At 55.4% G+C, this 12238-nt stretch carries 9 protein-coding genes; 5 read left to right on the forward strand and 4 right to left on the reverse strand.

What is annotated here, in order from left to right; all coding sequences use genetic code 11:
* Window positions 1-460 precede the first annotated feature (460 nt).
* Entirely contained in the window at window positions 461-2035 is a 1575-nt protein-coding gene (locus EM595_RS11770; protein WP_067432106.1) for a TerC family protein, read from the forward strand.
* A 43-nt stretch (window positions 2036-2078) separates the two neighbouring features.
* Here the strand turns inward: EM595_RS11770 and asmA are convergent, their stop codons facing one another.
* From asmA to udk, 3 genes are all read right to left on the reverse strand, one after another.
* Complete coding sequence (asmA, locus tag EM595_RS11775; protein WP_067432108.1) at window positions 2079-3917, reverse strand: outer membrane assembly protein AsmA; 1839 nt, start codon at window positions 3915-3917, stop codon at window positions 2079-2081.
* Between the two features lie 21 nt (window positions 3918-3938).
* Window positions 3939-4520 (reverse strand): dCTP deaminase, encoded by a 582-nt coding sequence (gene dcd / locus EM595_RS11780; RefSeq protein WP_067432110.1) that lies wholly within the window; start codon window positions 4518-4520, stop codon window positions 3939-3941.
* A gap of 74 nt (window positions 4521-4594) precedes the next feature.
* Complete coding sequence (gene udk / locus EM595_RS11785) at window positions 4595-5236, reverse strand: uridine kinase (RefSeq protein ID WP_067432111.1); 642 nt, start codon at window positions 5234-5236, stop codon at window positions 4595-4597.
* Window positions 5237-5498: 262 nt separating this feature from the next.
* On the opposite strand from udk, the gene EM595_RS11790 reads away from it, so the two are divergent.
* The 4 genes from EM595_RS11790 to yegD all read left to right on the forward strand — a co-directional run bounded on the left by EM595_RS11790 (window position 5499) and on the right by yegD (window position 11209).
* A complete protein-coding gene (locus tag EM595_RS11790; RefSeq protein ID WP_067432113.1) occupies window positions 5499-6119 on the forward strand; it encodes a phosphatase PAP2 family protein in 621 nt (206 codons plus the stop codon).
* Between the two features lie 187 nt (window positions 6120-6306).
* Window positions 6307-9294: a PAS domain S-box protein gene (locus tag EM595_RS11795; protein WP_067432115.1), complete on the forward strand. Its 2988-nt coding sequence runs from the start codon at window positions 6307-6309 to the stop codon at window positions 9292-9294.
* 119 nt (window positions 9295-9413) lie between these two features.
* Entirely contained in the window at window positions 9414-9788 is a 375-nt protein-coding gene (locus EM595_RS11800) for a hypothetical protein (protein WP_157883882.1), read from the forward strand.
* Between the two features lie 71 nt (window positions 9789-9859).
* Complete coding sequence (gene yegD / locus EM595_RS11805) at window positions 9860-11209, forward strand: molecular chaperone (RefSeq protein WP_067432121.1); 1350 nt, start codon at window positions 9860-9862, stop codon at window positions 11207-11209.
* Between the two features lie 40 nt (window positions 11210-11249).
* Here yegD and EM595_RS11810 read toward each other — a convergent pair whose 3' ends face one another.
* Window positions 11250-12212 (reverse strand): aldo/keto reductase, encoded by a 963-nt coding sequence (locus tag EM595_RS11810; protein WP_067432124.1) that lies wholly within the window; start codon window positions 12210-12212, stop codon window positions 11250-11252.
* Between the last annotated feature and the right edge of the window lie 26 nt (window positions 12213-12238).

The following is a 12238-nucleotide window of genomic DNA, read 5'->3' on the forward strand; positions in this document are numbered from 1 at the left end:
CGTCACAATTCGTGAGATTAAGTGTGGTTTGAACACGGTTATGGCAACACAGGCACAGACATTTCCTTACTGGTTGCTATACTAGTTATTACTGGCCTGTTTACAAGTAGGGCCCGTACTCCCTGCACTATTTTAGGAAAAAGACTACCACCCATTAGTACGGTCACCTTGCCAGCCCCCCAGAAATTTCTCTTAAGTTTCGGACTATTCGCCTTTGCATTTAACGCAAATTCTGGCGCCTCATTAAATCCTGTCAAAACTGCTGACATCTTAAATGCGCGCGGTAGAATGCTAAAGAATGATCGTTAAATTCAAAAGCAGTTAATTCTGAATAGTGATAATTGTTTTATCAGAATAGTCTCTCTCCATAATCTCTCCTTAGTTGAGGGAGGTTTGTTTACGGGCTAATAATTCACTATCATCGGATAAAGCAGAATTCTATTATTAAGGTGTTATGAACATGATTGAGTGGATCGCCGATCCTGGCATCTGGGCCGGTTTAGTCACGCTAATCGTTCTGGAACTGGTGTTAGGGATTGATAACCTCATTTTTATTGCGATCCTCGCAGAGAAGCTGCCTCCCGCACAACGAGACAAGGCTCGAATAATCGGCCTTTTACTCGCGCTGGTGACCCGGTTGGGCCTGCTGGCATCGCTCTCCTGGCTGGTTACACTAACAGAGCCGTTTTTCAGCCTGTTCCATCACGATTTTAGCGCCCGCGATCTCATTATGCTGTGCGGCGGTATCTTCCTGTTATTTAAGGCAACCATGGAGCTCAACGAGCGCCTTGAGGGCAAAGATGAGCAGGAGAACGGCCAAAAGCGCGTCGCTAAATTCTGGCCGGTAGTGGCGCAAATTGTGGTGCTGGATGCCATTTTCTCACTCGATTCCGTGATCACCGCCGTGGGCATGGTGGAAGAACTTTCAGTGATGATGGCGGCCGTCACCGTGGCCATTTTGCTGATGTTACTCGCCAGCAAACCATTAACGCGTTTTGTTAATGGACACCCCACTATTGTCATACTGTGCCTGAGCTTTTTATTAATGATTGGATTTAGCCTGGTGGCAGAAGGCTTCGGCTTTCACATTCCCAAGGGCTACCTCTATGCGGCGATCGGCTTCTCGATTGTCATTGAAGGTCTCAACCAGCTGGCACAGTTTAATCGCCGACGCTTTCTCACCGCCGGTCAGCCGCTGCGAAAACGTACCACCGATGCCGTAATGCGGCTGCTGCGTGGTTATCACGAGCAGGCCGAGCTAAATGCTGAGAATTCGCCGCTAGGTGGCAATGAGGCGCAGGCGATTTTTAATCAGCAGGAACGTGAGATGATCGCGCGCATGTTGGGCATGGGTCAGCGCACCATCAGCAGTATCATGACGTCGCGGCACGATGTAGAAAGTATCGATTTGCAGGCGGATCCGGCACATATCATGGCACAGCTGGATCGTAATCAGCACACGCGTCTGCTCATCACCGATGGCGAGCCGGAGCCGCTGGGCGTAGTGCACGTCATCGACCTGCTGCACCAGGCGCTGCATGAAAGTTCACTGGATTTGCGTGCGCTGATTCGCCAGCCGTTGGTCTTCCCGGAGCGTCTGCCGCTGCTACAGGCGCTGGAACAGTTCCGCAATGCGCGCACCCATTTTGCATTTGTTGTTGATGAGTTTGGCTCGGTTGAAGGCGTGGTTACGCTCAGCGACGTGATGGAAACCATCGCTGGCAGCCTGCCCAATGAGAGCGATGAACCTGACAGCGTCGATGCGCGTCACGATATTATTAAAAGCGACGACGGCGGCTGGATTGCCAATGGCCATATGCCGCTCGATGATTTGGTGATGTTTGTGCCGCTGGATCTGGATGAAAAGCGCGAGTATCACACTATTGCCGGCTTGCTCATGGAGAATTTGCAGCGGATACCGCAGGAAGGCGAGGAAGTTAAGGTGGGCGACTATCTATTCCGCACCTTACAGGTCGAGAATCATCGGGTACAAAAAGTGGCCATTCAACCACATCTTCTTACTGAATCAGACTAGCCGGTATGATAATAAACGGGCCGGAAATTTCCGGCCCGCAAAATTATCGCTGGAGCTGTTTCTTTAGCTGCTGCGCTTTTTCATTACTCTGATTGCGATCTATCCACTGATTCAGGCGGCTTTTCGCTGCGTCCTCAACCTGTCTGCGCAACAGCTGATCCACCGGCAGGGAATATTGCAGACTCTGCCAGTTGCCGTAAATACGCAGCGGGATCGCCGATTCGGCCAGCGCAGCAATCAGGCGATCGTCGCCTTTCCAGCCACCGTTAATCTTCACCGCCAGCTGCATATCCAGCGCTTCGGTTGGCATCGTCACGGTGCCTGCACCGGTGAGCGACAGCTTTTGCGCCTCGCCATTGAGCTGGCTTAGCGTAATCACGCCTTTATTCAACATCATCTTGCCGGAAAGCTGCTGGATGGTGCCGTCGGGCGACGCCTCATCGGCACTCAGACGATCGCTGCTGCGCGATATCGCACGTTGCACCATCTGAGGAATATTGAGCGTTGCGACCTGCAGATTTTGCACATTTGCCTGCGCACTGCCCTGCCAGCTATTTTTCGCCGCCATCATATCCAGATCGGTGCCAGCCAGCTCACCGTTCAGCGTCAGCGTGCCATCCAGCGCCTGCGGCAACCGGAAGGCACGCAGCAGCGGCTTGATCGCCACCGTTTGCAGCTGCGGCTGCAGCGCAATTTTCGCCACCGGCTGGCGCACATCTACCGCACCCGGCAGAGAGAAGCGCCCTGCCCCCACCTGGCCACTAAAGGTATTCAGGCTAATCTCGCCCGCCCGATTTTCTGCATCCAGCAGCACCGAATGCAGGTCGAGACCGCGCCAGCGCACCGCATCCAGCTTGAGATTAAGCAGCATGTGCATGCCTGTCAGCGGTGAACTGGCCCCGCTCCAGGATTTCTCTACCGCAATCACCGGCGGCCGGTTAGCTGCCGCGAGCTGCGCCGCCTGCGCCTGCTGTGACACACCGTCAATGTTGATGCCAAACAGCTTGTCCAGATCGAGCGTCGTCGCGTGTAACGCCACTTTCAGATCGGGCTGTATACCCCATTTCCCGCTGATTTCGCCGTTGAGCTGGCTGTCGTTCAGTGAGGCGACGATCTGCTGCAGTGAGAATTGCTGATTTTCTGCCTGCCAGCTGGCCATCATGCTCGCATCGCCTTTGATGCCATCAGCCGGAATGCCCGCGCCGCTTAACTGCCATTGCAACGTATCAACGTTGCCGGACAGGCGGTGCGGATAGTCGGCGATTTTCATGTGGCCTTTTAGCGCCAGTTGCAGAGTGCGCTGATCGCGGCTCACCGAGGTGGCAACATCCAGCGCCGCCGACTGGCGACGATCCTGAGTCATATCGAGGTTAAGATTACGAAAATTGATCTCTTCGCCGCCCGGCTGCTGCCAAATCAGCAGGCTGTCCACAATGCGCAAATGGCCAATATCATATTGCCAGCCGCTGGCGGGCTCGGCGGGCGTTGAGTCAGCCGGACCAATCGGGGCGTTTTGCGGACGCTGCCTTTCGCTGTCCGGCGTGGCACGGATCACGGCGTTTTTCAGCATCACCTGTTTCACGCTGAGCTGATGAGAGAACAGAGGTATCAGGCTGACGTCGAGACGCATATTTTCCGCGCTGACCATTGGCTGCGCAGCGCCCGGCGCGGTCAGCGACATGCGACCCGCCAGAATGCTGAGCTGCGGCCAGACGTGCCAGCGCAGATCGCCATCCAGCTTCAGCTGATAGCCACTGCGTTGTTGCACCTGTTTAACCATGTAACCGCGGAAGTCATTGGGATTGACCAGCAGTACCAGCGCGGTCATGCCCGCCACTATCACCACTAGCAAAATGGCCAGCGTGGTTATCAATCTTCTCATCAAAACCGTCTTTACCTCTGCTTAATCTTTGTCGATACGACTGGCATCCGCGCCCTGCTGGCCTTTGTATTTGGCATCTTCACGGCGGTTGTACGGACGCGCTGCCGGGCCGGAGAGCGGTTCAAAACTCAGTGCGCCAATCAGCATGCCCGGACGCAGCGCTAACGGCAGTTTACCGGAGTTAAAAAATTCCAGCACGATGCGTCCCTGCCAGCCAGGATCGATACGATGCGCCGTCACGTGCACCATTAATCCCAGTCGCGCCAGTGAGGAGCGGCCATCGAGCCAGCCAACCAGATCGTCCGGAATGGTCACGGACTCAAAGGTCACCGCCAGCGCCAGTTCGCCCGGATGCAGATAGAACGCTTCGCCTTCCGGCAGCACGATCTCATCGCTCATTACCCGATCGAGTGCGGCGCTGACTTCCTGTTTAGGACCACTTAGATCGATGAACGCAGCGGTGTGGCCACGAAAGGTGCGAAACTGATTGCCAAGGCGCACATCCACCGTCGCGCCGTTAATGCGCTCAACCGGCGGCCGTGGCGTAATCTCCAGCTTACCGCTGTCCAGCCAGGCTTCAATGTCGCGGTCGCATAATCTCATCGCCTTACTCCAGGAATCTAATAGTGTAGTTAATGCTGGCACGATGCTGGCGTTGTTTGCCAGCACCTCGCCGTTTACTCAAAGAATTGATGGATCTTTGCTTTCAGAATATCGATAGCGATGCGATTTTTCCCGCCGCGCGGCACGATAATGTCGGCATATTGCTTTGACGGATCGATAAACTGCAAAAACATCGGCCGAACCGTTTTCTGATACTGCGCCATTACCGAATCCATTGAGCGACCGCGTTCGTTAACGTCACGCTTCATACGACGCATCAGGCAGATATCCAGCGGCGTATCGACAAAAATCGAGAAATTCATCTCGTTGCGCAGGCGGGCATCGGTGAGCAACAGAATGCCTTCCAGAATGATCACTTTTTTCGGCTTCAGCTGGATAGTTTCCGCGGTGCGCGTATGTTCAACGTAGCTGTAAACTGGCAGATCGATGGTCTCGCCTGATTTCAGCATTTGCAGATGTTGCAGCAGCAGATCGTGATCCATCGCGCTGGGATGGTCGTAGTTGGTTTTAACCCTTTCTTCCATGGTGAGATGGCTTTGGTCTTTGTAGTAGCAATCTTCGGGGATCACACCGATATGCTCATCGCCAACCTGATCGCGAATTTCACGATAAAGCGTACTGGCGATTAAACTTTTACCTGATGCGGAGGCGCCTGCGATACCCACAATGACGCACTGGTGAGACTTGTCAGTCATAAATTAAAGACCTGATTACAGTATGACAAACCGGTAAGCGACGCAGAATTATACAGCGCTCACGATAGGTCAGGAGATGAGAGGGTTATTTCGCGGCAATTATAGGGATTTCACCCTGTTGATGCCAGAAAAAGCGGCATCAGGTTTTTCAGAATATATCCTTTGGCGGGCTCGCTGTTTCACCGATAAACTGCATGCGACAAGATTCAGCGCCAGCCAATGCGGGTGCGGCAATCTATCATAACAACAATAAAGGTAAGATATGTCCTGGAAAACCCTCACTTATTTTGGTGACAGCATGTTGCTGATCCCCACAGCAATCATTATCGCCCTGGTCTTACCGTGGAAAAGCAGCAATCGGCACACGGTCTGGTACTGGATTTTCGCCTTCTGCCTCGCCGGATTTGTGGTCTCGGTGTCGAAAGTGCTGTTCCTTGGCTTTGGTATCGGCAGCGCCCGTTTCAATTTTACCGGCTTCAGCGGCCATAGCGCCATGTCCGCCACCCTGTGGCCGGTGATGCTGTGGCTGGTTTCCGGGCGCGCGACGCAACCCTGGCGCCGGTGCGCTATTGCCATTGGCTACCTGATTCCGCTAATGGTCGGCCTTTCACGCCTGGTGATTCATGCCCATTCCAAAAGCGAAGTGGTACTGGGCCTGCTGCTGGGCTTCTCCATCAGCACGACGTTTTTGCTCAGCCAGCGCCATACGCAGCTCAAAGGCTTTAGCCTCGGACAGATGTCAGCGGCATTGCTGCTGCCGTTGCTGCTGTTAGGGCACGGCCGCATTGCGACCACGCAGCAGTTTCTGGCGCATTTGTCCGCCGATCTGGCCGGTATCGACAGGCCATGGACGCGTGCTGATCTGCTGAAACTGCGCCAGTAATTGTCTGGCTGAAGGGTTCAATTGACCGAATAGAGGGCATTTGTGAATTCGGCCACGACAACGATTTTCAATATGCTAGCATGATCTGATAATCATCAAACAGGGCGCATCTCGTCCGGCTGCCGGGCGCCTTTCCCCTGCCCTGGCGAGCGATCCCTCGCCTTAATGTCAGGTGCGTGCACATCTCATGATCACAGATCGGTTTGGCTTCGGACACACCGCCACCCAGCGTTTCAGCACGGCTGCCGCACTCGGCGGCATCTGCTTTTTGCTGGCGCTTTTTTGTCTGCAGCTGATCGCAGTTAGCGGGGCGATCCCCCCACTGTGGTTACCCACTGCGCTGATGACCGTCATCGCTTTCCGTCTTAATTGGGCGGATGCGGCGTTAACGCTGCTGTTTTGCTTTATCTCGGTGATGCTCGCCAATACGCTGATGACCGGCCTCGCGTGGATTAATGTGGCTTATGCGCTGGTCAATCTTCTGCAGGCAGCGCTGGGCGGCATGCTGCTGCGTCTGTTGCTAAACCGCCGGGCCCCGCTGGAAACGCTGTATGACTGGTGCAAGCTGCTGCTGGCAGCGGGCATTATCACGCCGTTCCTTGGCGGCTTTCTGGCGCTGTGGTTACTGGGCGGCAACGGCTCCTTTTTTGCCACCTGGGTTATCGCTGAAATCATCGGCATGCTGGCGATAGCACCGGTGTGTCTGCTGTGGCAGCCGCGCATGCTGCGACAACAAGTCAGCAGGCGCCAGCTGTTTGAAACGCTGCTGTGCATTGTGGTGTCACTCAGCGCCTGCTACGTGGCGCTGCGTTTTCTTCCCTGGCCGTTCACCTTCATTATCGTGATCCTCTTTACCTGCGCCGTGCGCTTGCCACGCTTTGCTGCTTTTGTGGTCTTTCTGGTCAACGCCGCGATGATTTCGGTGCTGTTGAGCCTGCAACTGGTGGTGCTGCATATCGATGCCGTCTGGCTAAGCCATACCGCGCTCTGGCTGCCATTTCTGCTAATCCTGTTGCCAAGCCATATGATGTCGCTGGTGATGCACTCCTTCCGCGCGGAAAAAGCACATATCAGCGAAAGCGAACTGCGATTCCGTCACGCCATGGAATATTCCACGATTGGCATGGCGATGGTCTCACCTGAAGGGCGCTGGCTGAGCGTCAACGACGCGCTCTGCCAGCTTCTTGGTTACCCACAGGCCGAACTGATGCAGATGACCTTTCAGCAGCTAACCCACCCGGACGACATCAGCAGCAATGTTGCTGCCATGCAGAGGATCCTCGCGGGTGAAGGCGACAGTTATCTGATGGAAAAACGCTATATTCGGCGGGATGGCGAAACGGTCTGGGCCAACCTCTCCTCGTCGCTGGTGAGGAATAACAAAGGCGAACCGCTCTATTTTATCTCTCAGCTGCAGGATATTACCGAGCTAAAGCGCACTGAAGAGACCAATCGCTGCCTGATGGAGCGCGTGACCCAGGCGAACGCCGCGCTGTTTGCAGAGAAAGAGCGCATGCACATTACGCTCGATTCCATCGGTGAAGCGGTGATCAGCACCAATGAGGAGATGCTGGTCACCTTTATGAATCCGGTGGCGGAACGCATGAGCGGCTGGTCGCAAGAGGAGGCGGCGGGCAAGGCGCTGAGCGATATTCTGCACATTACCCGCGGCGTCAACGGCGCACGGATAGAAAACCTGCTGCTGTGCGCGCTGCCCGCCGACAAAACTGCGACTGAGGTGGATGAAGAGCTGGTGCTACATAGCGCGCATCATGAACAGTTTGATATTCAGTACAGCCTTACCCCGCTGAAAACCGAAGAGGGCCGCCATATCGGCACGGTGATGGTGATTCGCGACGTCAGCGAGTCACGCGAAACGCTGCGTCAGTTAACCTACAGCGCCTCTCACGATATTTTGACCCGCCTGCCCAATCGCGCCAGCTTTGAACAGCAGCTGCGACAGCTGTTGCAAAATATCAGCGGCAGTCAGCAGCACGTGCTGGTATTTATCGATCTTGACCGCTTCAAAGCGGTAAACGATACCGCCGGACACGCCGCAGGCGATGCGCTGCTGTGTGAGCTATCAACGCTGATGCTGCATCATCTGCACGGCAATGACGTGATTGCCCGACTCGGCGGTGATGAGTTTGGCGTGCTGCTGCCGGACTGTACGCTGCGCAGCGCCAGCGATTTGATTCAGCGGCTGATTAACGCGGTCAATCATTACGCCTTTCAGTGGCAAGGTAACATTTATCAGGTGGGTGCCAGCGCGGGCATGACGCAAATCGACGCCACAAACTGCCAGAGCAGTGACGTGATGTCACAGGCGGATGCCGCCTGTTATCACGCCAAGCACAATGGTCGCGGCCAGCTGCAGGTTTATCAGCATCATCACGCCAGCATTGTCGCCCGACCGGCGTCAGCGCTGACCGCCGCCGAGGTAGAAAAAATGCCGATACGGCTGCTGAGCTGGGCGGTGACGCCACCGGGCAAAACGCAATCGGTGAGTTTTTATCTGCTGGAGGTAGAACGGCTGGCCGATGCCAGCTGGCCGCTGGATGAAAACAGCTGGCAGAACGCCCTGCAGGAAACCGCCCTGCAGCTCGCCTTCGATCGCAACCTGATGCGCCACTTTTTTGCTCACTATGCGCAGCCGCTGGCCAGCAAAGCCATCACGCTGGCGCTGCCCTTTACAGCGGCTGCGCTGCGTGACGAGGCGTTCGTTACCGAGTTACTTGCGCTGCTGCACGCCAGCCCGTTACCGCCCGCACAACTGATCGTGGTGATTGAAACAGCGGCACTGCTTGCCGACAGCAGCCGCCTGCCGCAGACGATAGCCCAGTTAAAACACAGCGGGTGTCGCATCATGCTGCAAAATTTTGGCCGCCACCTCGACGCCTTTAATCAATTTCACGGCGCAGCCATCGACTACATCATGATGTCACCCGATCTGGTGGCCACGGTTCACGCCAGCTTAATGGATGAAATGTTAGTCTCTATTATTCACGGCCAGGCAGAAAAGCGACAAATCATCACGCTGGCTGGCCCGGTAGAATTACCCGCTGCGCTGACCACGCTGAACACTATTGGCATTAATGGCGTATGGGGAAATGCGATTGGCGAGCGGCAACCGGTGCATCATTTAGTGCAAAATAGCTATTTCGCGATTAAGTAAAATATCGCGAAAATAACCGCTTACCGGCTATTTAATTGTGCGATAAGCGGAATATTCCTGGGAGCAGCAAATGAATAGTTAAGCCGGGCTTATCGGGTGACGGCATACGGCGGCAACCGGTGAAGAAAGCATCAAAACAATTAAGCAGTTATTTATTTTCATACTGCTATGATGCCTTTCCGCATATGCCAAAGGATATAGCAAACATGCACCTGATCGACCTCGGCCTGCGTGAGGTTTTGCTCTATGCATTTGCCTTTACGTTATTTATTCGCTTTACGCTTATCACTATCGGATGTTGTGGTATCTGGTCCGGCACCTCTATTATTGCCGCGGCACAGGGCGAACTTTATTATTATATTTTCGGCCTGGTCATCATTGGGTTAAGTATTGGTTTGCTGCTATTTAAACTGGATAGCTGGCGTGAAAAAGATCGGCGCAAACGGGTACCAGCCCGTGCTTATTCTGACCAGCACGACAAATCGCTTTTATAATTATCCGCGACATTGCCAACGCCGCCAGGCTGGGGTAAAGTCGCCCCCTTTTTTTCTGGAAGGGGAATGGGATGGCAATCGGCTTCGATTATGGAACAGCGAACTGTTCTGTCGCGGTAATGGAACAGGATCAGGCGCGTCTGTTGACGCTGGAAAACAACTCCCCTTACCTGCCTTCTATGCTCTGCGCGCCCACGCGCGAAGCGATCAGTGAATGGCTCTATCGCCACCATCAGGTCCCCACACCCGATACGGAAACCACTGCGTTGCTGCGTCGCGCGGTGCGTTTTAATCAGGAAGAAGACATTGAGGTCAATGCTGACAGCGTGCAGTTTGGCCTCGCTTCGCTGGCGCATTATATGGCGGACCCGGAAGATGTCTGGTTTGTGAAATCGCCCAAATCCTTCCTGGGTGCCAGCGGCCTCAAGCCGCAGCAGATTGCGCTGTTTGAAGATCTGGTCTGCGCCACCATGCTGCATATCCGCCAGCTGGCTGAAAACGAATTGCAGCAGGAAGTGCGCCAGGCGGTGATTGGCCGACCGGTTAACTTTCAGGGATTAGGCGGCGACGACGCAAACCAACAGGCAGAGGGGATTCTGCAACGCGCGGCAACCCGTGCCGGCTTCAGCGACGTTCTGTTCCAGTTTGAGCCGGTTGCCGCCGGTCTTGATTTTGAAGCGACGCTGCAACGTGAAACGCGGGTGCTGGTGGTGGATATCGGCGGGGGTACCACCGACTGTAGCCTGCTGTTGATGGGCCCGCAGTGGCGCAACAAACAGCAGCGTGAAGAGAGCCTGCTCGGGCACAGCGGCTGCCGCGTCGGCGGCAACGATCTCGACATCATGCTGGCCTTTAAGGAGCTGATGCCGCATCTCGGCCTTGGCGGGCAGACCACCAAAGGCATCGCCCTGCCCGCGCTGCCGTGGTGGAACGCGGTGGCGATCAACGATGTACCGGCACAAAGCGACTTCTATTCCAGCGCCAGCGGCAAACAGCTGCGCGACCTGATTCATGATGCCGAACAGCCGGAGCAGGTAAAGCACCTGTTGAAAGTCTGGCAGCAGCGCCTGAGCTATCGGCTGGTGCGCGCCGCTGAAGAGAGCAAAATTGCGCTGTCCGATCGTTCATTGACCGCCAGCGAACTGGCGTTTATCACCCCAGATCTGCAGGCGGAGATCAGCGCGGCGAGCCTGGCGAATGCGATCCAGCAGCCGCTGCAGCGCATTCTGGAGCAGGTATCGCTGGCGCTGGCCACCAGCAGCGTGCGTCCGGATGTAATCTACCTGACCGGCGGCAGCGCGCGTTCGCCGCTGTTACGCCAGGCGCTTCAGGCGCAACTGCCCGATATTCCACTGGCAACGGGTGATGATTTTGGTTCGGTGACGGCGGGCCTGGCCCGCTGGGCTGACGTGATGTTCTGAGGGTAGAGGCTGGCCCAGATAACCTGGGCCAGCAAATTAGCTAGTATGCGCTGGCGTCGGTCAGCGCGGCAATCTCTTCAGCAGAAAGCTGTAGCTTGATCGCCTTATGCAGCTCATCCAACTGCTGCAACGACGTGGCGCTGACGATCGGCGCGGTAATGCCCGGACGCGCAATCTGCCACGCCAGTGCAACCTGTGTTGGCGTCACGCTGTGCGCTTCAGCAACCCGATCCAGCGCCGCCAGAATCTTCAGTCCACGCGCGTTAAGATATTTTTCCACTACGCCTTCGCCACGCTTGCTCTTGCTGGCATCTTCCGGCTGACGATATTTGCCGCTGAGGAAACCGCTGGCCAGCGAATAGTAGTTGATTACGCCAAGGCCATGCTCGCGCGCCACCTGCTCAAGACCACTTTCGTAGCCCTCGCGATCGTAGAGGTTATATTCCGGCTGCAGCGTCTCGTAGCGCGCCAGATTTTCACGCTCGCTGATGTTTAACGCTTCGCTCAGCCGTTCTGCACTGTAGTTCGATGCGCCAATGGCGCGCACTTTGCCCTCTTTGATCAACGCGTCAAATACCGCCAGCGTTTCCGCCAGCGGCGTATCCTGATCGTCACGGTGCGCCTGATAAAGGTCAATGTAGTCGGTTTGCAAACGGCGCAGCGAATCTTCCACTGCCTGACGAATATAGGCCGGTTTCAGTCCAGTTTTGCCCGGTGCCATTTCGATGCCGACCTTGGTCGCCAGCACGATATCCTGACGACGACCGCTTTTTTTCAGCCACTCGCCGATAATGGTTTCTGATTCACCGCCCTGATTGCCGGGCGCCCAGCGCGAGTAAACATCTGCGGTGTCGATGAACCAGAGCCCGCGCTCCAGCAGAGCATCAAGCAGGGTAAACGAGGTGTCACGATCGATGGTCCAGCCAAACACATTGCCACCAAACGTCAGGGCAGGAACCTGAATACCGCTACGGCCAAGGGTTCGGGTTGAGGATGTTGTCATGGTGCTTCTCCTTGCAGATAAATGAT

It is taken from the genome of Duffyella gerundensis (assembly GCF_001517405.1).
GTDB lineage: Bacteria > Pseudomonadota > Gammaproteobacteria > Enterobacterales > Enterobacteriaceae > Duffyella > Duffyella gerundensis.

Excerpts from the sequence above, each read along its gene's own strand:
- EM595_RS11770 (WP_067432106.1), top strand. The coding sequence starts at position 461 with ATGATTGAGTGGATCGCCGATCCTGGCATCTGGGCCGGTTTAGTCACG.
- asmA (WP_067432108.1), bottom strand. The coding sequence starts at position 3,917 with ATGAGAAGATTGATAACCACGCTGGCCATTTTGCTAGTGGTGATAGTG.
- dcd (WP_067432110.1), bottom strand. The coding sequence starts at position 4,520 with ATGAGATTATGCGACCGCGACATTGAAGCCTGGCTGGACAGCGGTAAG.
- udk (WP_067432111.1), bottom strand. The coding sequence starts at position 5,236 with ATGACTGACAAGTCTCACCAGTGCGTCATTGTGGGTATCGCAGGCGCC.
- EM595_RS11790 (WP_067432113.1), top strand. The coding sequence starts at position 5,499 with ATGTCCTGGAAAACCCTCACTTATTTTGGTGACAGCATGTTGCTGATC.
- EM595_RS11795 (WP_067432115.1), top strand. The coding sequence starts at position 6,307 with ATGATCACAGATCGGTTTGGCTTCGGACACACCGCCACCCAGCGTTTC.
- yegD (WP_067432121.1), top strand. The coding sequence starts at position 9,860 with ATGGCAATCGGCTTCGATTATGGAACAGCGAACTGTTCTGTCGCGGTA.
- EM595_RS11810 (WP_067432124.1), bottom strand. The coding sequence starts at position 12,212 with ATGACAACATCCTCAACCCGAACCCTTGGCCGTAGCGGTATTCAGGTT.